Genomic DNA, 25,320 nt, shown 5'->3' with positions numbered 1-25,320 from the left:
ACCCATGCCAAAACGTACAGACATTAAAAGCATCCTGATTCTCGGCGCTGGCCCGATCGTTATCGGCCAGGCCTGCGAATTCGACTACTCCGGCGCCCAGGCCTGCAAAGCCCTGCGCGAAGAGGGTTACCGCGTCATCCTGGTGAACTCCAACCCCGCGACCATCATGACCGACCCGGACATGGCCGACGCCACCTACATCGAACCGATCAAATGGCAGACCGTTGCCAAGATCATCGAGAAAGAGCGTCCGGACGCGCTGCTGCCAACCATGGGCGGCCAGACCGCTCTGAACTGCGCACTGGACCTGGAGCGCGAAGGCGTTCTGGAGAAGTTCGGCGTAGAGATGATCGGCGCCAACGCTGACACCATCGACAAGGCTGAAGACCGTTCGCGCTTCGACAAGGCGATGAAGTCCATCGGCCTGGACTGCCCGCGTTCGGGTATCGCCCACAGCATGGAAGAGGCCAACGCCGTTCTTGAGCGCCTGGGCTTCCCGTGCATCATCCGTCCGTCCTTCACCATGGGCGGCACCGGCGGCGGTATCGCTTACAACCGTGAAGAGTTCGAAGAAATCTGCGCCCGTGGTCTGGACCTGTCTCCGACCAAAGAGCTGCTGATCGACGAATCCCTGATCGGCTGGAAAGAATACGAGATGGAGGTTGTCCGCGATAAGAAGGACAACTGCATCATCGTCTGCTCCATTGAAAACTTTGACCCGATGGGCGTGCACACCGGTGACTCGATCACTGTTGCGCCGGCACAGACCCTGACGGACAAGGAATACCAGATCATGCGTAACGCCTCCCTGGCGGTACTGCGCGAGATCGGCGTGGAAACCGGCGGCTCCAACGTTCAGTTCGGCATCTGCCCGGACACTGGCCGCATGGTCGTCATCGAGATGAACCCGCGGGTATCCCGTTCCTCGGCCCTGGCCTCGAAAGCCACCGGTTTCCCGATTGCGCGTATCGCTGCCAAGTTGGCGATCGGCTATACCCTGGACGAACTGCAGAACGAAATCACCGGGGGCGCTACTCCGGCGTCGTTCGAGCCGTCGATCGACTACGTCGTCACCAAGCTGCCGCGTTTCGCCTTCGAGAAATTCCCGAAAGCCGACGCACGCCTGACCACTCAAATGAAGTCGGTCGGTGAAGTCATGGCCATCGGCCGGACCTTCCAGGAATCCCTGCAGAAAGCCCTGCGCGGCCTGGAAGTGGGCGTTTGCGGCCTGGACGAGAAGCTCGACCTGGGCAACCCGGAAAGCATGAGCATCCTCAAGCGCGAACTGACCGTGCCGGGCGCCGAGCGCATCTGGTACGTGGCTGACGCCTTCCGCGCCGGCCTGTCGGTCGAAGACATCTTCGGCATGAACATGATCGACCCGTGGTTCCTGGTACAGATCGAAGATCTGATCAAGGAAGAAGAGAAGGTCAAGACCCTGGGTCTGGCCAGCATCGACCGCGACTTGATGTTCAAGCTCAAGCGCAAAGGCTTCTCGGACATGCGTCTGGCCAAGCTGCTGGGCGTGACCGAAAAAGCTTTGCGTCGTCACCGTCACAAGCTGGAGATCTTCCCGGTCTACAAGCGCGTTGACACCTGCGCTGCCGAGTTCGCCACCGACACCGCCTACATGTACTCGACTTACGAGGAAGAGTGCGAAGCCGCGCCGTCGGGCCGCGACAAGATCATGATCCTCGGCGGCGGTCCAAACCGTATCGGCCAGGGCATCGAGTTCGACTACTGCTGCGTACACGCGGCACTGGCCCTGCGCGAAGACGGTTACGAGACCATCATGGTCAACTGCAACCCGGAAACCGTTTCCACCGACTACGACACCTCCGATCGCCTGTACTTCGAACCAGTAACCCTGGAAGACGTGCTGGAAATCTGCCGGGTCGAGAAGCCGAAAGGCGTAATCGTCCAGTACGGCGGCCAGACTCCACTGAAACTGGCTCGTGCCCTGGAAGAAGCTGGCGTGCCGATTATCGGCACCAGCCCTGACGCCATCGACCGTGCCGAAGACCGTGAGCGCTTCCAGCAAATGGTTGAGCGTCTGAACCTGCGTCAGCCGCCAAACGCCACCGTGCGCAGCGAAGACGAAGCGATTCGTGCCGCGGCCAAGATCGGCTACCCGCTGGTAGTGCGTCCGTCCTACGTACTGGGCGGCCGTGCGATGGAAATCGTCTACGAAGAAGAAGAACTCAAGCGCTACCTGCGTGACGCAGTGAAAGTGTCCAACGACAGCCCGGTGCTGCTCGACCACTTCCTCAACTGCGCCATCGAAATGGACGTGGATGCGGTCTGCGACGGCACCGACGTGGTGATCGGCGCGATCATGCAGCACATCGAGCAGGCCGGTGTTCACTCCGGTGACTCCGCATGCTCCCTGCCGCCGTACTCGCTGCCTGCGCACATCCAGGACGAGATGCGCGAACAGGTCAAGAAAATGGCCCTGGAGCTGGGCGTTGTCGGTCTGATGAACGTTCAGTTGGCTCTGCAAGGCGAAGACATCTACGTCATCGAAGTCAACCCGCGCGCTTCCCGTACCGTACCGTTCGTGTCGAAGTGCATCGGTGTTTCCCTGGCGATGATCGCGGCACGCGTCATGGCCGGTAAAACCCTGAAAGAAATCGGCTTCACCAAAGAAATCATCCCGAACTTCTACAGTGTGAAAGAGGCAGTCTTCCCGTTCGCCAAATTCCCTGGCGTGGACCCGATCCTGGGCCCAGAGATGAAATCCACCGGTGAAGTGATGGGCGTGGGCGACACCTTCGGCGAAGCGTTCGCCAAGGCTCAGATGGGCGCCAGCGAAGTGCTGCCGACCGGCGGTACTGCGTTCATCAGCGTGCGTGACGACGACAAGCCACTGGTTGCAGGCGTGGCCCGTGATCTGATCAACTTGGGCTTCGAAGTGGTTGCCACTGCCGGTACTGCCAAGCTGATCGAAGCCGCAGGCCTGAAAGTGCGCCGTGTGAACAAGGTGACTGAAGGTCGTCCGCACGTGGTCGACATGATCAAGAATGACGAAGTCACCCTGATCATCAACACCACCGAAGGTCGCCAGTCGATTGCTGACTCGTACTCCATTCGTCGTAATGCCTTGCAGCACAAGATCTACTGCACCACCACCATTGCTGCTGGCGAAGCCATCTGCGAAGCGCTGAAGTTCGGTCCCGAGAAGACCGTACGCCGCTTGCAGGATCTACACGCAGGATTGAAGGCATGATCAAGTACCCTATGACCGTCCAGGGCGCGAAAGCCCTGGAAGAAGAACACGCTCACCTGACCAAGGTCGTCCGTCCGAAGCTCAGCCAGGACATCGGTACGGCCCGGGAATTGGGTGACTTGAAGGAAAACGCCGAATACCACGCTGCTCGCGAGCAGCAAGGTATGGTCGAGGCGCGGATTCGTGACATCGAAGGCCGGATTCAGAATCAGGTCATCATCGACGTCACGAGCATTCCTCATACCGGTAAAGTGATTTTCGGCACCACCGTTGAAATCGCCAACGTCGAGACGGATGAGCGCGTCACTTACCACATCGTGGGTGAGGACGAGGCTGACTTCAAACTCGGCAAGATTTCGGTAGGTTCGCCATTGGCCCGTGCCTTGATTGCCAAGGAAGAGGGTGATGTGGTTGCCGTGAAAACGCCGGGTGGCGTTATCGAGTACGAGATTGTCGAAGTCCGCCACATCTGAAAGAAGGCGCCCGCTGCGTGCGGGCGCCATGCTTTGGCAGTTGACTCAGATGTTGTGGGTCGGCGGCTTGTGGTTGTTACACATCGGTCTGCTGCCGGTGCTGGGCCAAATTGGTCTGGCGCCGCTGCTGATCGAAGAAATTGCAGGCATGCTGAATGCGCTGATGGTGGGTTTCGCCTCGGCGTGTGTAATTTTTCAGGCTTTGGTGCTGGTTCAGGCCGAGGGCCTTGGCAGTCTATGGCGCGATATTCGCGGGCAACTGCTGATGATGGCGCTGTATGCGTGTGCGATGTTTTTCGCGGTGCGTATCGGCTGGCCGGATGCGGTGCGTTGGCAGGTGTTCAGTCATCTTGTTCTGGGCTTTTCCGGGCTGGTGCTGGTCTTGCAGCCGGTACCGGGATGGAGCGGCAGGGTGCGCGAAGCACACCCTTGACCCTTGCCATCACTTGAAGCGATGGACGTTCGACAGCTGCTTGTTGACGCTGAAGTTCTTGCGGTAAATCAGTGCCATCTTGCCGATGACTTGAACCAGATCCGCTTTGCCGACCTTGCAGAGTTCTGCAATGGACGCCAGGCGCGATTCGCGATCGAGGATGTTGAGCTTGATCTTGATCAGCTCGTGATCCGCCAAAGCGCGTTCAAGTTCGGCTAGCACACCTTCAGTCAGACCGTTGTCAGCCACAATCAAAACTGGTTTCAGGTGGTGGCCAATGGATTTGTACTGTTTCTTCTGCTCTTGAGTGAGCGGCATAATCTGACCCTTTCGTCTGGATTCTGTAAAATGGCGGCCATTTTACCCGAGGGTTCGTGGATCCGCCCAACTAATCACGACCCTTATCATCGAGGTGCCCAATGGCGCGTTCCAAGACAAGCCTTGGTTGGCTGAAAAGACATGTCAACGATCCCTATGTGAAGCAGGCGCAGAAGGATGGTTACCGCTCGCGTGCGAGTTACAAGCTTCTGGAGGTCCAGGAGAAATACAAGCTGATCCGTCCGGGTATGAGCGTTGTCGACCTGGGCGCGGCGCCCGGCGGCTGGTCGCAGGTCACCAGTCGGCTGATCGGTGGTCAGGGGCGTCTGATCGCCTCGGACATCCTGGAAATGGACAGCATTCCGGACGTGACTTTCATCCAGGGTGACTTCACCGAGGACAAAGTGCTCGCTCAGATCCTTGAGGCCGTCGGTAATTCGCAGGTGGACCTTGTGATTTCCGATATGGCCCCCAATATGAGTGGTACGCCTGAAGTGGACATGCCAAAAGCCATGTTTCTATGTGAGCTGGCTCTTGATCTGGCTGCCCGGATACTCAAGCCGGGTGGTAATTTCGTGATCAAGGTGTTTCAGGGCGAAGGGTTTGATGCTTACGTGAAGGACGCTCGTCAGAAATTCGACAAGGTCCAGATGATCAAGCCGGACTCTTCCCGTGGCAGTTCCCGCGAGCAATACATGCTGGCTTGGGGCTACCGCGGTCGTAGTGAGTAAATCGAGGTTTTTTTGCGGGGCGATAGGTTTTTCGTATTTCGCCTTGTGGGAATTAGCGAATATTGTGTAGGAAGTGTTTCACAAAGGGTTACAGACGGCGCCTGCCAGTGTTGTAGGTAATGTAGTAAGTTAGGCCGGTGAATATCATGCGAAGCGCGCGCCATTAGCGGCGCTTGCTTCAGAGGGTAGTTAATTGAACGATATGGCAAAGAATCTGATCCTGTGGTTGATCATCGCGGCTGTCCTGGTGACAGTGATGAACAACTTCTCCAGCCCTAACGAGCCGCAGACCCTCAACTATTCCGACTTCATCCAGCAGGTCAAGGATGGCAAGGTCGAGCGCGTAGCCGTTGATGGCTATGTGATTACCGGTAAGCGCAACGATGGCGACAGCTTCAAGACCATTCGTCCTGCAATCCAGGACAACGGTCTGATCGGCGATCTCGTGGACAACCACGTGGTAGTCGAAGGCAAGCAGCCTGAGCAGCAAAGCATCTGGACTCAACTGCTGGTCGCGAGCTTCCCGATCCTGGTGATCATCGCCGTGTTCATGTTCTTCATGCGGCAGATGCAGGGCGGTGCCGGAGGCAAGGGCGGGCCGATGAGCTTCGGCAAGAGCAAGGCGCGCCTGCTCTCCGAAGATCAGGTGAAAACCACCCTGGCTGACGTTGCCGGTTGCGACGAAGCCAAGGAAGAAGTCGGCGAGCTGGTCGAGTTCCTCCGCGATCCGGGCAAGTTCCAGCGTCTGGGCGGCCGCATTCCTCGCGGCGTGCTGATGGTCGGTCCTCCAGGTACCGGTAAAACCTTGCTGGCCAAGGCAATTGCCGGTGAAGCCAAGGTGCCGTTCTTCACCATTTCCGGCTCCGACTTTGTCGAAATGTTCGTCGGTGTCGGTGCCAGCCGTGTTCGCGACATGTTCGAGCAAGCCAAAAAACACGCGCCATGCATCATCTTCATCGATGAAATCGACGCCGTCGGTCGCCACCGTGGCGCCGGCATGGGCGGTGGTCACGATGAGCGTGAGCAGACTCTCAACCAGTTGCTGGTAGAGATGGACGGCTTCGAAATGAATGACGGCATCATCGTCATCGCTGCAACCAACCGTCCGGACGTACTGGACCCTGCGTTGCTGCGTCCGGGCCGTTTTGACCGTCAGGTTGTGGTCGGGCTGCCGGATATCCGCGGTCGCGAGCAAATTCTCAAGGTCCACATGCGCAAAGTGCCAATGGGTGACGACGTCGCTCCGGCCGTGATCGCTCGTGGTACGCCTGGTTTCTCCGGTGCCGACCTTGCCAACCTGGTAAACGAGGCGTCGCTGTTCGCTGCCCGTACCGGCAAGCGCATTGTCGAGATGAAAGAATTCGAACTGGCGAAAGACAAGATCATGATGGGCGCCGAGCGCAAATCCATGGTCATGTCCGAGAAAGAGAAGCAGAACACCGCCTATCACGAAGCAGGCCATGCCATTGTTGGTCGCGTCGTGCCTGAGCATGACCCAGTCTACAAAGTGTCGATCATCCCGCGCGGTCGTGCGCTGGGTGTGACCATGTTCCTGCCGGAAGAAGATCGCTACAGCCTGTCCAAGCGCGCGTTGATCAGCCAGATCTGCTCGCTGTACGGCGGCCGTATCGCTGAAGAGATGACTTTGGGCTTTGACGGTGTCACCACCGGTGCATCCAACGACATCATGCGTGCCAGTCAGATTGCACGGAACATGGTGACCAAGTGGGGTCTGTCGGAGAAACTCGGTCCATTGATGTACGCCGAAGAAGAGGGCGAAGTGTTCCTCGGTCGTGGCGGCGGTGGTCAGAGTGCAAGCTTCTCCGGTGAGACAGCCAAACTGATCGACTCCGAAGTGCGCAGCATCATTGACCAGTGCTACGGCACGGCCAAACAGATCCTCACGGATAACCGTGACAAGCTCGACGCCATGGCTGATGCCCTGATGAAGTACGAAACGATCGATGCCGATCAGATCGACGACATCATGGCGGGTCGTACGCCTCGCGAACCTCGCGACTGGTCGGGCGGCACCGGTACCTCCGGAACGCCTCCGGTGGTACAGGATGAGCGCCCGGAAACACCGATCGGCGGTCCGGCTGCTGACGTTTAAGGTTTGAAATGACTTCTGTTCAGTCCTCGACCCGGTTGCCTTGCGGCAACCGGGTTCTTGATTTGGCCCAGACGCATGTCATGGGCATTCTCAATGTCACCCCTGATTCCTTTTCCGATGGCGGCCAATACAGCCAGCTCGATGCGGCCTTGCGCCACGCCGAGGCCATGGTGCTGGCCGGCGCGACGCTGATTGATGTCGGTGGTGAGTCGACCCGGCCCGGTGCCAGGGCGGTTTCGCCGCTCGAAGAACTGGAGCGTGTAGCGCCGATCGTCGAGCGCATCAATCGCGAGCTGGATGTGATTATCTCGGTCGATACCTCCACGCCAGCGGTCATGCGTGAAGCGGCGCGGCTGGGTGCGGGTTTGATCAATGACGTCCGCTCGTTGCGTCGAGAGGGCGCTCTGGATGCGGCCGCCGCCACTGGCCTGCCGGTCTGTCTGATGCATATGCTCGGTGAGCCGGGCGACATGCAGGACAATCCGCATTATCAGGATGTCACCCGAGAGGTCGGCGAGTTTCTTGTCGAGCGCATGGCGCAGTGTGCGTCAGTCGGAATTCCGGCTGAACGGATCATCCTGGATCCGGGTTTCGGCTTCGCCAAAACCTTGCAGCACAACCTGAGCTTGTTCAAACATATGGAAGTCCTGCATGCCTTGGGGCGGCCCCTGTTGGTCGGGGTTTCGCGAAAGAGCATGATAGGTCAGGCCTTGAATCGCCCCGTCGGTGAACGACTGCATGGCGGTTTGGCACTCGCGGCGCTGGCTTCATTCAAGGGGGCGCGTATATTGCGCGTCCATGATGTGGCCGAAACCGTCGATGTGGTGCGGATGATCGCCGCAGTGGAATCAGCCGAATAAGAATGATGGAGCACTTATGACTAAGAAATATTTTGGCACCGACGGTATTCGTGGTCGGGTCGGCGTGTACCCGATTACCCCTGAATTCATGCTCAAGCTCGGCTGGGCTGCGGGCATGGCGTTCCGCAAAATGGGCGCCTGCAAAGTGTTGGTAGGCAAGGACACCCGGATCTCCGGATACATGTTCGAATCGGCGCTCGAGGCCGGGCTGACTTCGGCGGGTGCCGACGTGATGCTCCTGGGCCCGATGCCGACGCCGGCCATCGCCTACCTGACGCGTACGTTCCATGCCGAAGCTGGCATCGTGATCAGTGCCTCGCACAATCCTCACGATGACAACGGCATCAAGTTTTTCTCCGGCAAGGGCACCAAGCTGCCGGATGAAGTCGAGCATATGATCGAAGAGTTGCTCGACACCCCGATGACCGTGGTTGAGTCGAGCAAGATCGGCAAAGTGTCGCGAATCAACGATGCTTCGGGCCGTTATATCGAATTCTGCAAGAGCAGCGTACCGACCGGCACCAGCTTTACGGGCCTGAAGATCGTGATCGATTGCGCTCACGGTGCGACCTACAAAGTAGCGCCGAGTGTGTTCCGCGAGTTGGGTGCCGAAGTTGTCGTGCTTTCAGCGCAGCCAAACGGCCTGAACATCAATGACAACTGCGGTTCGACCCATATGGGGCAGTTGCAGGCTGCCGTTCTTGCCGAACATGCTGATCTCGGTATCGCGTTCGATGGTGATGGCGACCGGGTCCTGATGGTCGATCACACGGGTGCTGTTGTCGATGGTGACGAGCTGCTGTTCATCATCGCCCGCGACTTGCATGAGCGTGATCTGCTGAAAGGCGGTGTGGTCGGAACATTGATGAGTAACCTGGGGCTGGAGCTGGCCCTGGCAGATCTGTCGATTCCGTTTGTGCGTGCCAACGTCGGTGACCGTTATGTGATCGCGGATCTGCTGGAGCGCAATTGGCTGGTCGGTGGTGAGAACTCGGGTCATATCGTCTGCTTCAATCACACCACCACCGGTGATGCGATCATTGCAGCGTTGCAGGTGCTGATGGCCTTGCAGACTCGCTCCGAAGGACTGGCTCAAGCCCGTCAGTCGCTGCGCAAGTGTCCTCAGGTGCTGATCAACGTGCGTTTCGGTGGCGGTGCGAGCCCGCTGGATCATCCGTCGGTCAAAGAGGCCAGCGAGCGCGTTACCAAGGCCATGGCCGGGCGTGGGCGCGTGCTGTTGCGCAAGTCCGGCACCGAGCCGTTGGTGCGTGTCATGGTCGAAGGCGAGGACGAAACACAGGTTCGCGGCTACGCCGAAGAGCTGGCAAAACTGGTTACTGAAGTTTCTGCCTGAATTCGGCTTGCCAGCCATGATTGTGTTGGGTAACATCTGCGCCCACTTTGACCGACGAGGTACAGCATGCGTCGCCCTATGGTAGCTGGTAACTGGAAGATGCACGGTACCCGCGCCAGCGTCGCTGAGCTGATCAACGGCCTGAGTCATTTGGCCTTGCCGAGCGGTGTTGATGTCGCGGTATTCCCGCCTTTCCTGCATATCAATCAAGTGATTGAGGGTTTGAAAGGCAAGTCGATTTCGGTCGGCGCGCAGAACTCTGCAGTGGAATCCATGCAAGGTGCTTTGACCGGCGAAGTTGCACCGAGTCAGTTGGTGGATGCAGGTTGTACCTTCGTACTTGTCGGGCATTCCGAGCGCCGCCAAATGGGCGAGCAGGACGGAATGCTGATTCGCAAGTTCGCAGCGGCACAGGCATGTGGCTTGATTCCAGTGTTGTGTATAGGGGAGACCCTGGAGCAGCGCGAAGCTGGAAAAACTCTTGAGGTTGTCGGGCATCAGCTTGGCAGTATCATTGAGGAGCTGGGTGTTGGTGCTTTTGCAAATGCAGTCATTGCTTACGAGCCGGTCTGGGCCATTGGCACCGGGCTGACTGCTTCGCCGCAACAGGCGCAGGATGTGCACGCAGCCATTCGCGCTCAGTTGGCGGCAGAGAATTCTGAGGTCGCACAAGGTGTGCGGCTTCTATACGGCGGCAGCGTGAAGGCGGCCAATGCGGTCGAACTGTTCGGCATGCCGGATATCGATGGGGGGCTCATTGGTGGAGCTTCCCTGAATGCAGATGAGTTCGGTGCGATTATTCGCGCCGCGGGAAACTGAAAAAATGCTGGAAACAGTCGTAGTCGTTTTTCATCTGCTGGGTGCATTGGGCGTAGTTGCTCTGGTATTGCTGCAGCAGGGTAAGGGTGCGGATGCTGGCGCGTCTTTCGGAGCAGGTGCTTCAAATACTGTGTTCGGAAGCCAAGGTTCCTCTACCTTTCTTAGTAAGTTTACTGCTATACTTGCCGCCGGTTTCTTCATAACCAGCTTAGGGTTAGGTTACTTTGCTAAAGAGAAGGCTCACCAGCTGACTCAAGTAGGTTTGCCAAATCCAGCAGTGTTGGAAGTTCCAAAGCAACAACCGGCTTCTGATGATGTGCCGGTGCTTCAAGAGCAAAAGTCGGCTACTCCAGCGACTGACGTACCTCCAGCTCAAGAGCAAAAGTAAGAAGGGTTTCAAACGTAGTATTGCCGAGGTGGTGGAATTGGTAGACACGCAACCTTGAGGTGGTTGTGCCCATAGGGTGTAGGGGTTCGAGTCCCCTTCTCGGTACCAATTATCAGGAGAGCCCGCTGTTGCGGGCTTTCTTGTAGGTGGAAGGTTACATTGACCCTGTCAGGGATCGGTCGTATACTTCCGCCCCAGCTTTGTCGCGGGGTGGAGCAGTCTGGTAGCTCGTCGGGCTCATAACCCGAAGGTCGTCGGTTCAAATCCGGCCCCCGCAACCAGTTTAAGGAGCCCCTTTTAAGGGGCTTTTTGTTAGCTGGACACTTTCTACGCCGCTGTTCGACGGCGTTTCAAGGATGGGCGTTTCGCCCATTTTTTTATTTTGCATAGCATGCACATACATGCACGAGGGGGTTCAGGTGTCGAGCAAGCTAGAAGAGTTGCAGGCCTTGCTGGCCCCGGTGGTCGTGGCCCTAGGCTATGAATGCTGGGGTATTGAGTTTTCGGCTCAAGGTCGCCACTCAATGTTGCGCGTTTATATTGATAAGGAAGGCGGCGTGCTGGTGGACGATTGTGCCATCGTCAGCCGTCAGATCAGCGGTGTCCTGGATGTTGAAGATCCAATCGCCGTTGAGTACACCCTTGAAGTTTCCTCGCCTGGCATGGAACGCCCACTGTTCACTATTGAGCAGTTTGCAAAATTTGCCGGTGAACAAGTGAAGATCAGGTTGCGCTCGCCTTTTGAAGGACGACGCAACTTTCAGGGCCTTCTGCGCGGTGTAGAAGAGCAGGACGTCGTGGTGCAGGTAGAAGACCACGAGTTTCTGTTGCCGATCGATATGATCGACAAGGCCAACATTATTCCCAGTTTTGACTGAGACGCGGATCCCGCGGATCCAATGGCTTGCGAAAGGCGAGGCGTACGATGAGCAAAGAAGTACTGCTGGTTGTTGAGTCGGTATCCAATGAAAAGGGCGTACCGGCAAACGTAATTTTTGAAGCGCTGGAGCTGGCTCTGGCCACTGCTACCAAAAAGCGTTTCGAGGACGAAGTCGATCTGCGTGTGGAAATCAATCGCCACACCGGTGCTTACGAGACCTTCCGTCGCTGGACGGTTGTCGAAGAAGCAGACCTGGACGATCCGGCCATCGAAACCTGGCCGAGCAAGGTTGCCGAAACGCATCCTGGTGCCCAGGTTGGTGATGTAGTCGAAGAAAAAATCGAATCCATCGAGTTCGGCCGCATTGCTGCACAGACTGCCAAGCAAGTCATCGTGCAGAAAGTTCGCGAAGCCGAGCGCGCTCAGGTCGTTGACGCCTATCGCGAGCGCCTGGGGGAAATCATCTCCGGCACCGTGAAGAAAGTGACCCGCGACAATGTGATCGTCGACCTGGGCAACAACGCTGAAGCGTTGCTGGCTCGTGAAGACATCATCTCTCGCGAAACCTTCCGGGTTGGCGTGCGTCTGCGTGCGCTGCTCAAGGAAATCCGCACCGAGAACCGCGGCCCGCAGCTGATCCTGTCGCGTACCGCGCCGGAAATGCTGATCGAGTTGTTCCGCATCGAAGTGCCGGAAATCGCTGAAGGCCTGATCGAAGTAATGGCTGCCTCCCGTGACCCGGGTTCGCGCGCCAAGATCGCGGTCCGCTCCAAGGACAAACGCATCGACCCGCAGGGCGCTTGCATCGGTATGCGCGGTTCGCGCGTCCAGGCAGTGTCGGGTGAGTTGGGCGGTGAGCGTGTTGATATCGTCCTGTGGGACGACAACCCGGCTCAGTTCGTAATCAACGCCATGTCCCCGGCTGAGGTTGCGGCAATTATCGTTGACGAAGATGCCCATGCAATGGACATCGCCGTTGGCGCAGACAATCTGGCTCAGGCCATCGGTCGCGGTGGTCAGAACGTGCGTCTGGCTAGCCAGTTGACTGGCTGGACCCTGAACGTGATGACCGAATCGGACATCCAGGCTAAGCAGCAAGCAGAAACCGGCGACATCCTGCGCAACTTCATCGACGAGCTGGAAGTCGACGAAGACCTGGCACAGGTGCTGGTAGATGAAGGCTTCACCAGCCTGGAAGAGATTGCCTACGTACCGTTGGAAGAAATGCTCAACATCGACGGCTTTGACGAAGAAACCGTCAACGAGCTTCGCGCTCGTGCCAAGGATCGTTTGTTGACCAAAGCCATCGCTACTGAGGAAAAGCTGGCAGACGCCCATCCGGCCGAAGACCTGCTCTCGCTTGAGGGTATGGACAAGGATTTGGCGATGGAACTGGCGGTGCGCGGCGTAATTACCCGCGAAGACCTGGCCGAGCAGTCTATTGACGACCTGCTCGACATCGACGGCATTGACGATGATCGTGCCGGCAAGTTGATCATGGCCGCCCGAGCCCACTGGTTCGAGTAATTAGGCGCGGCCTGAGGAGAGAAGTGCATGACGCAAGTCACGGTGAAACAACTGGCCGATGAGGTCAAAACACCGGTAGAGCGCCTGTTGCAGCAGATGCGTGAGGCAGGTCTGCCGCACACCGCCGCCGAAGAACATGTGACTGACAGTGAGAAGCAATCTTTGCTGACTCACTTGAAAAGCAGCCACAAGGCGAAAGTGGAAGAACCACGCAAGATCACACTGCAGCGTAAAACCACCAGCACCCTGCGTGTTGCTGGCAGCAAAAGCATCAGTGTTGAAGTCCGTAAAAAGAAGGTTTTCGTACAACGCAGCCCGGAAGAAATCGAAGCCGAGCGCAAACGCGAACTGGATGAACGTCGCGCAGTAGAAAATGCTGCTCGTCAGAAGGCTGAAGAAGAAGCCAAGCGTCGCGCCGAAGAAGAAGCGCGTCGCCAGCCTGCTGCTGCGCAAACCGCTACCAACGACGCTGTTGCAGCGCCGGTTGCCGTTGCCGAGCCAGTGCGTGAAAGCGCTCCGGTTATTGCAGCTGCTCCAGCTCCGTCTGCTGATGTTCGCAACAAGCAGAACGAACAGCGCCGTCCGGACAAACCACGTGCCGACGATAACAATCGTCGTGGCAGTGGCGATGGCGAGCGCAAAAACGCTCCGCATCGTGCTTCGGTTAAAGAGAAAGCGCCTGCTCCACGTGTTGCGCCACGTACTACCGACGAAGAAAGCGATGGCTTCCGTCGTGGTGGTCGCGGTAAGGCCAAGCTGAAGAAACGCAACGCTCACGGTTTCCAGAGCCCAACCGGCCCTGTAGTGCGCGAAGTGAAGATCGGCGAGACCATCACTGTTGGCGATCTTGCCCAGCAGATGTCGGTCAAGGCTGCTGAAATCATCAAGTTCATGTTCAAACTGGGTACCCCAGCGACCATCAACCAGGTACTGGATCAGGAAACTGCCCAACTGGTTGCCGAAGAGCTGGGCCACAAAGTGACCCTGGTCAGCGACACCGCCCTGGAAGATTCCCTGGCCGAGTCCCTGAAGTTTGAAGGTGAAGCGTTCTCCCGTGCTCCGGTCGTGACCGTAATGGGCCACGTTGACCACGGTAAGACCTCGCTGCTCGACTACATCCGTCGTGCCAAGGTTGCTGCTGGCGAAGCCGGCGGTATCACCCAGCACATCGGCGCGTACCACGTTGAAACCGAACGCGGCATGGTCACCTTCCTCGACACCCCTGGTCACGCCGCGTTTACCGCCATGCGTGCTCGTGGTGCCAAGGCGACCGACATCGTGATCCTGGTGGTTGCAGCGGACGACGGCGTGATGCCGCAGACCGTTGAAGCCGTTCAGCACGCCAAGGCTGCCGGTGTTCCGCTGGTTGTAGCTGTGAACAAAATCGACAAGCCGGGCGCCGATCTCGATCGCATCCGTAGCGAACTGTCGGTTCACGGCGTGACTTCGGAAGAGTGGGGCGGCGACACCCCGTTCGTATCGGTTTCGGCGAAAGTCGGTACTGGCGTGGACGAGTTGCTCGAAGCTGTTCTGCTGCAAGCTGAAGTTCTCGAACTGAAAGCAACTCCGTCGGCTCCGGGTCGTGGCGTTGTGGTTGAATCGCGTCTCGACAAAGGTCGTGGCCCGGTTGCTACCGTTCTGGTTCAAGACGGTACCCTGCGCCAAGGCGACATGGTCCTGGTCGGTTCGAACTATGGCCGTGTACGTGCCATGCTCGACGAGAACGGCAAGCCAATCAAAGAAGCCGGTCCTTCCATCCCTGTCGAGATCCTCGGCCTGGACGGTACGCCGGATGCTGGCGACGAGATGAGCGTGGTTGCCGACGAGAAGAAAGCCCGTGAAGTGGCTCTGTTCCGTCAAGGCAAGTTCCGCGAAGTCAAGCTGGCCCGTGCTCACGCCGGCAAGCTTGAAAACATCTTCGAGAACATGGGTCAGGAAGAGAAGAAGACGCTCAACATCGTCCTCAAATCCGACGTCCGTGGTTCGCTGGAAGCGTTGAACGGTGCCTTGAATGGCCTGGGTAACGACGAAGTGCAAGTGCGTGTTGTCGGTGGCGGTGTCGGTGGTATCACCGAGTCCGACGCCAACCTGGCACTGGCCTCCAACGCTGTACTGTTCGGCTTCAACGTGCGTGCCGATGCCGGCGCTCGCAAGATCGTCGAGCAGGAAGGTCTGGATATGCGTTACTACAACGTGATCTACGACATCATCGAAGACGTCAAGAAAGCCCTGACCGGTATGCTCGGCAGTGATGTTCGCGAGAACATCCTGGGTGTGGCCGAAGTGCGTGACGTGTTCCGTTCGCCGAAGTTTGGCGCGATCGCCGGTTGCATGGTTATCGAAGGTGTTGTTCACCGTAACCGTCCAATCCGTGTACTGCGTGAAGACATCGTTATCTTCGAAGGCGAGCTGGAATCCCTGCGCCGCTTCAAGGATGACGCTTCCGAAGTACGTGCCGGCATGGAATGCGGTATCGGCGTGAAGAGCTACAACGACGTCAAAGTCGGTGACAAGATCGAAGTCTTCGAGAAGGTTCAGGTTGCTCGCAGCCTCTAACTCGCGCACTTCAAGGGCCACGATGGGCCGCTGCATGCAAATGCGCGGCACAGCGTCAGGACTCTAAACGCAACGCCCGGTCTGGCTTTTGTCAGGCCGGGCGTTTGCCGCTTTCAGACCCCACGGGTTTCACCGTGAGGCAGTAACAGGTAACAAGACATGGCAAAAGAATATAGCCGTACCCAGCGTATCGGCGATCAGATGCAGCGTGAGCTGGCACAGCTGATCCGTCGTGAAGTCAAAGATCCGCGCGTAGGCCTGGTCACCATTACCGCTGTTGAAGTCAGTCGTGACGTCGGTCACGCCAAGATTTTCATCACCGTGATGGGCCAGGACAGCGCCGAAGATATCGCGCAAAGCATCAAGGTGCTCAACTCCGCCGCCGGTTTCCTGCGTATGCAGTTGGCCCGCGAAATGAAGTTGCGCAGCGTTCCGCAGTTGCACTTCCACTACGACGAAAGCGTCGTGCGTGGTGCGCATCTGTCGGCCCTGATCGAGCGTGCGGTGGCTGAAGACAATCAGCACCCGGTTGCGGCAGAAGTCGAAGACACCAAGGAGTAATCGGTGGCTCAGGTCAAACGTATCCGTCGTAACGTCAGCGGCATTATCCTGCTCGACAAACCGCTGGGGTTCACCTCCAACGCAGCGTTGCAGAAGGTTCGCTGGTTGCTGAACGCCGAGAAGGCCGGGCACACCGGCAGTCTTGATCCGCTGGCCACCGGCGTGTTGCCGTTGTGCTTCGGTGAGGCCACCAAGTTCTCGCAATACCTGCTCGATTCCGACAAGGGTTATGAAACCCTGGCGCAACTGGGCAAAACCACCACCACGGCGGATGCCGAAGGTGAAGTTTTGCTGGAGCGCCCGGTGACCGTTGGTCGATCCGATGTCGAAGCGGTACTGCCGAAATTTCGTGGGCAAATCAGTCAGATACCGCCGATGTACTCGGCGCTCAAGCGTGATGGCCAGCCGCTGTACAAGCTGGCACGTGCAGGCGAAGTAGTGGAGCGCGAACCGCGTTCTGTTACTATTGCGCGCTTGGAATTGCTGGCCTTTGAAGGTGATACTGCGCGGCTTGCGGTGGATTGCAGCAAAGGCACCTATATCCGCACCCTGGTGGAGGATATCGGTGAGCAACTCGGTTGTGGCGCTTACGTTGCTGAATTGCGACGTACCCAGGCCGGGCCTTTCACGCTGGCGCAGACTGTCACGCTTGAAGAGCTGGAAGCGGTACATGCCGAAGGCGGCAACGAAGCGGTCGACCGCTTCCTGATGCCATCGGACAGCGGCCTGCTGGATTGGCCACTGCTGCAGTTCTCGGAAGCGAGCGCGTTCTACTGGCTCAACGGCCAGCCGGTTCGTGCCCCGGATGCTCCGAAGTTCGGCATGGTACGGGTACAGGATCACAATGGTCGCTTCATCGGTATCGGTGAAGTGAGCGAAGACGGGCGCATCGCGCCGCGTCGACTGATTCGGTCAGAATGACCGGACGAGGGTGGCTGTTAACAGGCACGGTCACTACTCATTTTTAGATACAGGGATTTGTCCCTGGCCTGTTGAAACTGTTTCTTTGAAACAGTTTCCTGATAAAAGGATTGCCTCATGGCTCTCGACGTTCAAGAAAAAGCTCAAATCGTAGCTGACTACCAGCAAGCTGTTGGTGACACTGGTTCGCCAGAAGTGCAAGTTGCACTGCTGACCCACAACATCAACAAGCTGCAAGGTCACTTCAAGGCCAACGGTAAAGATCACCACTCCCGTCGTGGTCTGATCCGCATGGTAAACCAGCGTCGTAAGCTGCTGGACTACCTGAAAGGCAAGGATCTGGGTCGTTATCAGACTCTGATCGGTCGCCTGGGTCTGCGTCGCTAATAAGCGATTGCGCTAGAGGTTGGTTGTCTGCCGTGCATCAGTGGGTTTCCCGCGGGTGCATGGCAGGCTCCCAGCCTCAAGTTTTATCTGGATACACCGTTTTACCCTGGACAGGCGTTGGGCCGATTCCCGGCATTGCCCAAGAATTTCGCAAGAAGACAAGTTCCCCAAGAGCCACAAAAGAAGGTAGGACACCGTGAACCCGGTAATCAAAAAATTCCAGTTCGGTCAGTCGACCGTTACCCTCGAGACTGGCCGTATCGCCCGTCAGGCCTCCGGCGCAGTATTGGTCACCGTTGACGATGACGTCAGCGTATTGGTGACCGTAGTCGGTGCCAAGCAAGCCGATCCAGGCAAGGGCTTCTTCCCTCTGTCCGTTCACTACCAGGAAAAGACTTACGCTGCCGGTAAGATCCCTGGCGGTTTTTTCAAGCGCGAAGGCCGTCCTTCCGAGAAAGAAACCCTGACTTCCCGATTGATCGACCGTCCGATCCGTCCGCTGTTCCCGGAAGGCTTCATGAACGAAGTGCAGGTAGTCTGCACCGTCGTTTCCACCAGCAAGAAGACCGATCCGGACATCGCTGCGATGATCGGTACCTCGGCTGCGCTGGCCATCTCCGGCATTCCTTTCGATGGCCCGATCGGCGCTGCCCGCGTTGCGTTCCACGAAAGCACCGGCTACCTGCTGAACCCGACTTACGAACAACTGAAAGCATCGAGCCTGGACATGGTCGTTGCCGGTACTTCGGAAGCCGTTCTGATGGTTGAATCGGAAGCCAAAGAGCTGACCGAAGACCAGATGCTGGGCGCGGTACTGTTTGCTCACGACGAGTTCCAGGTGGTGATCAACGCCGTCAAGGAACTGGCCGCCGAAGCTGCCAAGCCGACCTGGACCTGGGCTCCACAACCAGAAGCCACTGCTCTGCTGGGCGCTATCCGTGCCGAGTTCGGCGACGCGATCTCCCAGGCTTACACCATCACCATCAAGGCCGACCGTTACGCTCGCCTGGGTGAGCTGAAGGACCAGGTTGTTGCCAAGCTGTCCGGTGAAGAAGGCCAGCCTTCTTCCAGCGAAGTCAAAGCTGCTTTCGGCGAAATCGAATACCGCACCGTTCGCGAAAACATCGTTAACGGCAAGCCACGTATCGACGGCCGCGACACCAAGACCGTACGTCCTTTGAACATCGAAGTCGGTGTTCTGCCAAAGACCCACGGTTCGGCTCTGTTCACCCGTGGCGAAACCCAGGCTCTGGTCGTTGCAACACTGGGCACCGCCCGTGACGCACAACTGCTGGACACCCTGGAAGGCGAGAAAAAAGACCCGTTCATGCTGCACTACAACTTCCCTCCGTTCTCGGTAGGTGAGTGTGGTCGCATGGGTGGCGCTGGTCGTCGCGAAATCGGTCACGGCCGTCTGGCCCGTCGTTCGGTTCAGGCCATGCTGCCTGCTGCTGACGTGTTCCCGTACACCATCCGTGTTGTATCGGAAATCACCGAGTCCAACGGTTCGAGCTCCATGGCTTCGGTCTGCGGCGCTTCCCTGGCCCTGATGGACGCTGGCGTTCCGATGAAGGCACCAGTTGCCGGTATCGCGATGGGTCTGGTTAAAGAAGGCGAGAAATTCGCTGTCCTGACCGACATCCTGGGTGACGAAGACCACCTCGGCGACATGGACTTCAAAGTAGCCGGTACCGCCAAAGGTGTTACCGCGCTGCAGATGGACATCAAGATCAAAGGCATCACCGAAGAAATCATGGAGATCGCTCTGGGCCAAGCCCTGGAAGCGCGCCTGAACATCCTCGGTCAGATGAACCAGATCATTGGCCAGTCGCGTACCGAACTGTCGGAAAACGCTCCGACCATGATCGCGATGAAAATCGACACCGACAAAATCCGTGATGTCATCGGTAAAGGCGGCGCGACCATTCGTGCGATCTGTGAAGAGACCAAGGCTTCGATCGACATCGAAGACGACGGCTCGATCAAGATCTTCGGCGAAACCAAGGAAGCGGCTGAAGCAGCACGTCAGCGCGTTCTGGGCATCACCGCAGAAGCTGAAATCGGCAAGATCTATGTCGGTAAAGTTGAGCGCATCGTCGACTTCGGCGCATTCGTCAACATCCTGCCGGGCAAGGACGGTCTGGTTCACATCTCGATGCTGAGCGATGCTCGCGTTGAGAAAGTGACCGACATCCTGAAAGAAGGCCAGGAAGTGGAAGTGCTGGTACTGGACGTGGACAACCGCGGCCGTATCAAGCTGTCCATCAAAGACGTAGCAGCAGCCAAGGCTTCGGGCGTTTAATCACTCCCCACGCCTGACCGCTTCAACGTTATAAAAAATGCCCCGCAGTGAAAACTGCGGGGCATTTTTTTGCCTGCGAAAACTGGAAACGGTTTGTGGATTTGCCCGCTTCCAATCTCGATGCTAGGTTTAGCTCACCGCCCGTGTAGCTCAGCCGGTAGAGCAGCGCACTCGTAACGCGAAGGTCGCAGGTTCGATTCCTGTCTCGGGCACCATCCCCTGTTATTTCACCTTGCTTCTCAGATCATCCACGGCGCGTTTCAGCTGATCCAGTTGGCTGTCCTGATTGCTGACGTCCCGCTTGAGGCTGGACAGGTCACTGGAACTCGCGCTGGAACTCGACCCGGCGCTACGCTTCAAGTCTTCCACCTGACTGGCGAGCCTTTTCAAGTCGTTGTCCTGTGCGCTGACGGTGCGCTTGAGGTCGCTCACTTCGCTGGAGCTGGAGCTTGAACTGGAGTTCGAGCCGCTGCTGCGCTTGAGATCGTCCATTTGGCTGGCGAGCTTTTTCAGGCCGTTGTCCTGTTCACTGACCGTGCGCTTGAGGTCGCTCACTTCGCTGGAACTGGCGCTTGAGCCGGAATTCGAGCTGCTGCTGCGCTTGAGATCGTCCACCGCTTTGGCGAGGTTTTTCAGGCCGTTGTCCTGTTCACTGACAGAACGCTTGAGGTCGCTCACTTCGCTGGAACTGGCGCTTGAACCGGAGTTCGAGCTGCTGTTGCGCTTGAGTTCGTCCACTGCTTTGGCGAGGTTTCTCAGGCCGGTTTCCTGTTCACTGAGCGTGCGCTTGAGGTTGGCCACTTCGCTGGAACTGGAGCTGGAACTCGAACCACTGTTGCGTTTGAACTCCTCCAATTGCTTGGTGAGTTCTTTCAGGTCCTTGTCCTGTTCGGTGGCTGTGCGTTTGAGGTTGGTTATCTCACTGGCACTCGAACTGGAGCTTGTTCCGTTGTTGCGCTTGAGTTCCTCAATGAGACGAGCCTGCGCTTCGAGGAGATTCTTGAGTTCCTTGATGTCATCCGTGTTGGTTTTAGCGGTGCGTTGCAGTGTTTCCACACCCTCGACACTGAGATTGCTCCTGACCATGACGTCTTTACCATACAGTCTGTGAAAGACGAGGAAGCTGTCGGTGGAGGAAGGGTTGTCTGAGGCGAACTCCAGACCGGCTTGGGCCGTATTGGCCATTGCCATGTTGCCAAGAAAAAGGGCGGCCATGCCTGTTGCCAACAGGGTAGACGGAAGCTTCTTGAAAATGCGCATCACCTGAGTTCCTTGTGAAGTGCCTAGATGGCACATCGCTATGACTTTGCTTTTTGAAGGTTGTTCCTGTGTGGCGAGGGAAAATTTTCAGAAAAACCGCTCGGCATTTTTTTTGTAGATTTGATGTAAAAGTCCATATAAATCGTCTTCCAAACGTCCTATATTCGGACATTGCACGAGCATCACCCTGCAGTTTTCAAATGATCCACGAATGGTTCTGAAGGCCAGACAAACCGGGCTTCACACGGTTTTTTGCGTCAGAGAGATCCTTGATGATCCAGATCCATCTTCCATTCCCCCGATCAGCGAGAACGAAATGACCGTTAAAGAATTGACCCAGGAAGCCAGGCACGAAGAAGCGCTGAAGAAGTACGTGCTTGAGTCGCCCCAGCTAGCCGAAGAGATCAAGGACTTGCCAGCCGACGATCAGAAAGACCAGATTCAATGGGCGTTCGAGGATGAAGCAGAAGCCCAGGGCCTGCAGCCGTGGGAGCTGACGCTCAAGTACACCTCGACCCCGGAAGAGTTTGAAGCGGCGCGACTAGTGCTGCACAAAGAGGCGGCCGAGGTATTGGGCGTCGAGTGGGAAGAGTACTGCGAGATGAATAATCTGGTGGTCTGACCCATGTAGGAGCCGGCTTGCTGGCGAAGGCGGCGTAACGGGTAAACCGCGTCGCCTGGATCGCCAGCAAGCCGGCTCCTACAGTTTCATGTCGTTCAGGAAATTTCAGAGGCTTAAACGCATCGACAGATCGACAGCCTTCACGTCCTTGGTCATCGCACCAATCGAAATGTAATCCACCCCGGTTTCCGCGATCGGCAGCAGCGTGCTTTCGTTGATGCCGCCGCTGGCTTCCAGTTTTGCCTTGCCGCCATTCAGGCGCACGGCCTCGCGCATGTCATCCAGGCTCAACTCGTCGAGCATGATGATGTCGGCACCCGCCGCAAGCGCTTCCTTCAGCTCTGCCAGGCTTTCCACTTCGATCTCCACCGGTTTGCCCGGGGCGATCTTGTGCGCGGCGTTGATCGCTTCAGGGATGCCGCCGCTGGCAGCAATGTGGTTTTCCTTGATCAGGAAGGCGTCGTACAGGCCGATGCGGTGGTTGTGGCAGCCGCCGCAGGTCACGGCATACTTTTGCGCCAGGCGCAGCCCCGGCAGGGTTTTGCGGGTGTCGAGCAGCTTCACCTGCGTCTCGGCGACGAAATCCGCCAGGTATTGCGCACGAGTGGCCACGCCGGAAAGCAATTGCAGGAAGTTCAGCGCACTGCGTTCGCCTGTGAGCAGGGAGCGGGCAGGGCCTTCGAGGTGGAACAGCACTTGATTGGGCTTCACCCGTTCGCCATCGGCCACCTGCCAATGCACGGCAACCCGTGGGTCCAGTTGCCGGAAAACCGCGTCAACCCAAGCGGTGCCGGCGATGACCGCGGCGTCGCGCGTGATGATGGTGGCTTTGGCCAGGCGTTCGGCCGGGATCAGCTGCGCGGTGATGTCGCCGCTGCCGATGTCTTCGCGCAACGCACGGCGTACGTTGGCTTCGATTTCGGCGGTCAGATCGGCGAGACGTAGATTCGGCATAACGGACTCCACAAACAAAGTGGCTCGATTATAGGGCCATGGCGCGGGGCAACCCAAGGCGCGCGAGACCTTCCAGTCGTTCTGAAACCTGCATTTGGTCGAATCTCTTGAGCCTGTGAGGTTCAGCAGCGGTCCTTTGCAGGCGTCTATTTCAAAGAGAAACACAGAGTCTGCTGGCATACGGGACATCTTTTGCAAGATAATGCGCCTTGCATTTGACGTCATGTCTTTGACGTGTCTTTGGTTCGCTGATTATTGAATGACCGCGGGCGGGCATTGTCTTCTGTTGCGCACGGCTGTGAGGCTGGCGTACTCGATCTTTCCAACCGAACCGAAGCATCACCGTTTCAGGAGGCCAGGATGCACAACGACGGGAATGTAGTGCCTTTGCACAAGGCAACTACCGATCAGGCGAGTCACTCGCCGCTCGCCCGCCTGCCTGTGATTCTGCTTCAGGTTCGCGACAAGGCCGCTCAACAGCTCCGGCATGCTCTGCAGGAGCTGTTCGATAACGCCGACGACACGCTGTTCGAAATGGCTGACCGGGCCCGCAATGACGTCGAGCAGAACATCTTTTTTGAAGCCATGCGCGATTTGCGCCTCAAGCGCAAAAATATCGAGCGGGCGTTTCTCGAGCAGTTCTTCGAAGCGTTTGTCGGTCTCGCAGGCAGTATTCAGACGGTCTTGCCGCCGGCATTGACCCTCGATATTCAGGCGCAACAGTCCGGTGATGAGCTGGAACGTCGCGTGGCAGTGGAGGCCATGGTCAATAAAGTGCTGAACCGCGACGGTTTTGCGCTTGATCAATTGACCGCCCGGCTCAGCACGTTGCTGGGCAAGCAGCTGGTGACTACGCGCAATCCCCTGGGCCCGGCGATGCTCTGTGAGTATTTCATGCAGGCCGGGCGCAACCTGGGGGTCGAGATCAAGGTCAAGTTGATCATCCTCAAGCTTTTCGAGCGTTATGTGCTCAGTGATGCCGATCAGCTCTACACCGAAGCCAATCAGATATTGATCGCCACCGGCATATTGCCCGACCTGAAGCCGGCCCCGAATCGGCGTGCCATTGATCGTGCGCAGGCCAGTGTTCGTGCCGAGCCCGACGAGGCTGGCAACCGTTGGGACAGCACGCCAATCGATGACAGCGTGCAGGAAGTGTTCGCGGCATTGCAGGAGTTGCTGCTCCACGTGCGTGGCAGTGTCGCGCCAACGCTGGAAACCAGTGCTCAGACGCAACCGATATCCACCCGCGACCTGCTGCGGCTGCTCTCGCACTTGCAGCAGTACGTGCCGGCTCTGGCGGTCCAGGACGAATTCGACCTGCGAAACCAGCTTGAGCAACTGCTGACCCGGGTCAGCGTCAAAAGCGGCAAGTCGCGTGTGGTCGGCGTCGCTGACGAAGATGTGATCAACCTGATCGCCATGCTCTTCGAATGCATCCTCGATGACCGCAATCTGCCGGATTCTCTCAAGGCGCTGATCGGGCGCTTGCAGATCCCGATGCTGAAAGTGGCGGTGATCGACAAGAGTTTCTTCAGCCGCAGCAGTCACCCGGCCCGCCGTCTGCTCAACGAAATCGCCGCCGCGGCCCTGGGCTGGGGCGAGTGCGATGACCACGAGCGCGACAGCCTGTACCTGCGCATCGAGCAAGTGGTGCAGCGTTTGTTGAACGACTTTGTCGACGATCCGGCGATCTTCTCCGAATTGCTCGCGGATTTTCTGGCGTTCACCAGCGACGAGCGTCGTCGCAGCGATTTGTTGGAGCAGCGTACCCGCGACGCCGAAGAGGGCCGCGCCAAAACCGAACTGGCCCGGCAACGCCTCGAGCTGGCGTTGAATCAGGCGTTGTTGGGCAAAGTGCTGCCGCAACGGGTGGTGGCGTTTGTTCAGGACGCCTGGAGCCAGGTGCTGCTGCTGACCTGCCTCAAGCACGGCGATCAGTCCGCCGAGTGGCATGCGGATGTGCAAACCATGGAGCAATTGATCTGGAGCGTGCAGCGCCATGACGACGCTGACGCAAGCCTGCGCCTGTTGGCACTGGTGCCGGGGTTGCTCAAGTCCTTGCGCGACGGGTTGAGCAGTTCGGCGTTCGATCCGTTCGCCACAGGAGAGTTTTTCAGCGAGCTGGAAGGCTTGCACGTTCAACTGTTCGAACGAGCGGACCTGGCACCGGCCGCCACCCGTCCAGCCGATGCGCCGCTGATGGTTGAAGTGCGCGAAGAAATCGTGCTGCTCACCGCCGACGAAGGGCCAGTCGAAACGGCCTCGGTGCGCTTGCCGGCGGATGATCCGGGCCTGCTTCAAGTCGATCAGTTGCACGCGGGTTGCTGGGTCGAGTTTCAGGAAGACGAGGAAAACACCCTGCGCTGCAAGCTCGCCGCGATCATCGAAGCCACGGGCAAGTACATTTTCGTCAACCGCACCGGCATGAAAGTGCTGGAGCGCAGCCGTACCGGGCTGGCACTGGATTTCCGTCGTGGCGCGGTGCGTACCCTCGACGACACCTTGCTGTTCGATCGGGCCCTGGAGTCGGTGGTCGGCAACCTGCGGCGGCTCAATCGCGGCAAGTGATCGCGCGCCGAGGGTCTATCGCGGCATACTGGGCACCAACACAGTCGTCGTTGAAGGAACCTGT

General features: G+C 57.9%; 21 protein-coding genes and 3 tRNA genes. 21 read left to right on the top strand and 3 right to left on the bottom strand.

Annotated features, from left to right (window positions below; all coding sequences use genetic code 11):
- The first annotated feature begins 4 nt into the window (after positions 1-4).
- From carB to IB254_RS12085, 3 genes are read left to right on the top strand one after another with little or no spacing between them, the layout of a single operon-like run.
- A complete protein-coding gene (gene carB / locus IB254_RS12095) occupies positions 5-3,226 on the top strand; it encodes a carbamoyl-phosphate synthase large subunit (protein ID WP_008029777.1) in 3,222 nt (1,073 codons plus the stop codon).
- A complete protein-coding gene (greA, locus tag IB254_RS12090) occupies positions 3,223-3,699 on the top strand; it encodes a transcription elongation factor GreA (RefSeq protein ID WP_008029775.1) in 477 nt (158 codons plus the stop codon). The genes carB and greA overlap by 4 nt, the downstream gene beginning before the upstream one ends.
- A gap of 28 nt (positions 3,700-3,727) precedes the next feature.
- Positions 3,728-4,132 carry an MFS transporter gene (locus IB254_RS12085; RefSeq protein WP_192417426.1) on the top strand — a complete coding sequence of 135 codons (405 nt, stop codon included), beginning with the start codon at positions 3,728-3,730 and terminating at the stop codon, positions 4,130-4,132.
- A gap of 9 nt (positions 4,133-4,141) precedes the next feature.
- Here the strand turns inward: IB254_RS12085 and IB254_RS12080 are convergent, their stop codons facing one another.
- Positions 4,142-4,450 (bottom strand): YhbY family RNA-binding protein, encoded by a 309-nt coding sequence (locus tag IB254_RS12080; protein WP_007942889.1) that lies wholly within the window; start codon positions 4,448-4,450, stop codon positions 4,142-4,144.
- A 101-nt stretch (positions 4,451-4,551) separates the two neighbouring features.
- On the opposite strand from IB254_RS12080, the gene rlmE reads away from it, so the two are divergent.
- The 16 genes from rlmE to IB254_RS12000 all read left to right on the top strand — a co-directional run bounded on the left by rlmE (position 4,552) and on the right by IB254_RS12000 (position 20,064).
- Positions 4,552-5,181, top strand: a complete 630-nt coding sequence (gene rlmE, locus IB254_RS12075; RefSeq protein ID WP_192227691.1) for a 23S rRNA (uridine(2552)-2'-O)-methyltransferase RlmE — start codon at positions 4,552-4,554, stop codon at positions 5,179-5,181.
- A gap of 202 nt (positions 5,182-5,383) precedes the next feature.
- Positions 5,384-7,294: an ATP-dependent zinc metalloprotease FtsH gene (ftsH, locus tag IB254_RS12070; protein ID WP_032828773.1), complete on the top strand. Its 1,911-nt coding sequence runs from the start codon at positions 5,384-5,386 to the stop codon at positions 7,292-7,294.
- 8 nt (positions 7,295-7,302) lie between these two features.
- The gene (gene folP / locus IB254_RS12065; RefSeq protein ID WP_192227692.1) at positions 7,303-8,154 is read left to right on the top strand and encodes a dihydropteroate synthase; all 852 of its coding nucleotides are present in this window, start codon (positions 7,303-7,305) and stop codon (positions 8,152-8,154) included.
- Positions 8,155-8,170: 16 nt separating this feature from the next.
- Positions 8,171-9,508 carry a phosphoglucosamine mutase gene (glmM, locus tag IB254_RS12060; protein ID WP_192417425.1) on the top strand — a complete coding sequence of 446 codons (1,338 nt, stop codon included), beginning with the start codon at positions 8,171-8,173 and terminating at the stop codon, positions 9,506-9,508.
- 66 nt (positions 9,509-9,574) lie between these two features.
- On the top strand, positions 9,575-10,327 hold the full coding sequence (tpiA, locus tag IB254_RS12055; protein WP_192417424.1) for a triose-phosphate isomerase: 753 nt from the start codon (positions 9,575-9,577) through the stop codon (positions 10,325-10,327).
- A gap of 4 nt (positions 10,328-10,331) precedes the next feature.
- The gene (gene secG, locus IB254_RS12050) at positions 10,332-10,715 is read left to right on the top strand and encodes a preprotein translocase subunit SecG (protein WP_017336473.1); all 384 of its coding nucleotides are present in this window, start codon (positions 10,332-10,334) and stop codon (positions 10,713-10,715) included.
- Positions 10,716-10,737: 22 nt separating this feature from the next.
- Positions 10,738-10,823, top strand: a tRNA-Leu gene (locus tag IB254_RS12045).
- Between the two features lie 96 nt (positions 10,824-10,919).
- A tRNA-Met gene (locus IB254_RS12040) sits at positions 10,920-10,996 on the top strand.
- A 138-nt stretch (positions 10,997-11,134) separates the two neighbouring features.
- The gene (gene rimP, locus IB254_RS12035) at positions 11,135-11,593 is read left to right on the top strand and encodes a ribosome maturation factor RimP (RefSeq protein ID WP_032828556.1); all 459 of its coding nucleotides are present in this window, start codon (positions 11,135-11,137) and stop codon (positions 11,591-11,593) included.
- A 47-nt stretch (positions 11,594-11,640) separates the two neighbouring features.
- Complete coding sequence (gene nusA, locus IB254_RS12030; protein ID WP_008024459.1) at positions 11,641-13,122, top strand: transcription termination factor NusA; 1,482 nt, start codon at positions 11,641-11,643, stop codon at positions 13,120-13,122.
- A gap of 27 nt (positions 13,123-13,149) precedes the next feature.
- A complete protein-coding gene (infB, locus tag IB254_RS12025) occupies positions 13,150-15,678 on the top strand; it encodes a translation initiation factor IF-2 (protein ID WP_192417423.1) in 2,529 nt (842 codons plus the stop codon).
- A gap of 159 nt (positions 15,679-15,837) precedes the next feature.
- Positions 15,838-16,239: a 30S ribosome-binding factor RbfA gene (rbfA, locus tag IB254_RS12020; RefSeq protein WP_008024456.1), complete on the top strand. Its 402-nt coding sequence runs from the start codon at positions 15,838-15,840 to the stop codon at positions 16,237-16,239.
- A 3-nt stretch (positions 16,240-16,242) separates the two neighbouring features.
- Positions 16,243-17,160, top strand: coding sequence for a tRNA pseudouridine(55) synthase TruB (gene truB / locus IB254_RS12015; protein WP_192227694.1), 918 nt, complete (start codon positions 16,243-16,245; stop codon positions 17,158-17,160).
- A 117-nt stretch (positions 17,161-17,277) separates the two neighbouring features.
- Entirely contained in the window at positions 17,278-17,547 is a 270-nt protein-coding gene (rpsO, locus tag IB254_RS12010; RefSeq protein ID WP_003177875.1) for a 30S ribosomal protein S15, read from the top strand.
- Between the two features lie 196 nt (positions 17,548-17,743).
- Positions 17,744-19,849, top strand: coding sequence for a polyribonucleotide nucleotidyltransferase (pnp, locus tag IB254_RS12005; protein WP_008024453.1), 2,106 nt, complete (start codon positions 17,744-17,746; stop codon positions 19,847-19,849).
- A 139-nt stretch (positions 19,850-19,988) separates the two neighbouring features.
- A tRNA-Thr gene (locus IB254_RS12000) sits at positions 19,989-20,064 on the top strand.
- Between the two features lie 7 nt (positions 20,065-20,071).
- Here the strand turns inward: IB254_RS12000 and IB254_RS11995 are convergent.
- The gene (locus tag IB254_RS11995) at positions 20,072-21,109 is read right to left on the bottom strand and encodes a hypothetical protein (RefSeq protein ID WP_192417422.1); all 1,038 of its coding nucleotides are present in this window, start codon (positions 21,107-21,109) and stop codon (positions 20,072-20,074) included.
- A 316-nt stretch (positions 21,110-21,425) separates the two neighbouring features.
- Here IB254_RS11995 and IB254_RS11990 point away from each other — a divergent pair, with 316 nt between their 5' ends.
- Positions 21,426-21,731 (top strand): DUF6388 family protein, encoded by a 306-nt coding sequence (locus IB254_RS11990; protein ID WP_192417421.1) that lies wholly within the window; start codon positions 21,426-21,428, stop codon positions 21,729-21,731.
- 105 nt (positions 21,732-21,836) lie between these two features.
- Here IB254_RS11990 and nadC read toward each other — a convergent pair whose 3' ends face one another.
- Complete coding sequence (gene nadC, locus IB254_RS11985; protein WP_008024450.1) at positions 21,837-22,685, bottom strand: carboxylating nicotinate-nucleotide diphosphorylase; 849 nt, start codon at positions 22,683-22,685, stop codon at positions 21,837-21,839.
- Positions 22,686-23,045: 360 nt separating this feature from the next.
- Here nadC and IB254_RS11980 point away from each other — a divergent pair, with 360 nt between their 5' ends.
- The gene (locus IB254_RS11980) at positions 23,046-25,256 is read left to right on the top strand and encodes a DUF1631 domain-containing protein (protein WP_192417420.1); all 2,211 of its coding nucleotides are present in this window, start codon (positions 23,046-23,048) and stop codon (positions 25,254-25,256) included.
- The last annotated feature ends 64 nt before the right edge of the window (positions 25,257-25,320 follow it).

The sequence above is a fragment of the Pseudomonas sp. PDM03 genome, assembly GCF_014852385.1.
GTDB lineage: Bacteria > Pseudomonadota > Gammaproteobacteria > Pseudomonadales > Pseudomonadaceae > Aquipseudomonas > Aquipseudomonas migulae.
This window is presented reverse-complemented; position numbering and strand designations above follow the sequence as displayed.

Coding starts and splice junctions, on each gene's coding strand:
- carB (WP_008029777.1), top strand. CDS start 5: ATGCCAAAACGTACAGACATTAAAAGCATCCTGATTCTCGGCGCTGGC.
- greA (WP_008029775.1), top strand. CDS start 3,223: ATGATCAAGTACCCTATGACCGTCCAGGGCGCGAAAGCCCTGGAAGAA.
- IB254_RS12085 (WP_192417426.1), top strand. CDS start 3,728: ATGCTTTGGCAGTTGACTCAGATGTTGTGGGTCGGCGGCTTGTGGTTG.
- IB254_RS12080 (WP_007942889.1), bottom strand. CDS start 4,450: ATGCCGCTCACTCAAGAGCAGAAGAAACAGTACAAATCCATTGGCCAC.
- rlmE (WP_192227691.1), top strand. CDS start 4,552: ATGGCGCGTTCCAAGACAAGCCTTGGTTGGCTGAAAAGACATGTCAAC.
- ftsH (WP_032828773.1), top strand. CDS start 5,384: ATGGCAAAGAATCTGATCCTGTGGTTGATCATCGCGGCTGTCCTGGTG.
- folP (WP_192227692.1), top strand. CDS start 7,303: ATGACTTCTGTTCAGTCCTCGACCCGGTTGCCTTGCGGCAACCGGGTT.
- glmM (WP_192417425.1), top strand. CDS start 8,171: ATGACTAAGAAATATTTTGGCACCGACGGTATTCGTGGTCGGGTCGGC.
- tpiA (WP_192417424.1), top strand. CDS start 9,575: ATGCGTCGCCCTATGGTAGCTGGTAACTGGAAGATGCACGGTACCCGC.
- secG (WP_017336473.1), top strand. CDS start 10,332: ATGCTGGAAACAGTCGTAGTCGTTTTTCATCTGCTGGGTGCATTGGGC.
- nusA (WP_008024459.1), top strand. CDS start 11,641: ATGAGCAAAGAAGTACTGCTGGTTGTTGAGTCGGTATCCAATGAAAAG.
- infB (WP_192417423.1), top strand. CDS start 13,150: ATGACGCAAGTCACGGTGAAACAACTGGCCGATGAGGTCAAAACACCG.
- rbfA (WP_008024456.1), top strand. CDS start 15,838: ATGGCAAAAGAATATAGCCGTACCCAGCGTATCGGCGATCAGATGCAG.
- rpsO (WP_003177875.1), top strand. CDS start 17,278: ATGGCTCTCGACGTTCAAGAAAAAGCTCAAATCGTAGCTGACTACCAG.
- IB254_RS11995 (WP_192417422.1), bottom strand. CDS start 21,109: ATGCGCATTTTCAAGAAGCTTCCGTCTACCCTGTTGGCAACAGGCATG.
- IB254_RS11990 (WP_192417421.1), top strand. CDS start 21,426: ATGACCGTTAAAGAATTGACCCAGGAAGCCAGGCACGAAGAAGCGCTG.
- nadC (WP_008024450.1), bottom strand. CDS start 22,685: ATGCCGAATCTACGTCTCGCCGATCTGACCGCCGAAATCGAAGCCAAC.
- IB254_RS11980 (WP_192417420.1), top strand. CDS start 23,046: ATGCACAACGACGGGAATGTAGTGCCTTTGCACAAGGCAACTACCGAT.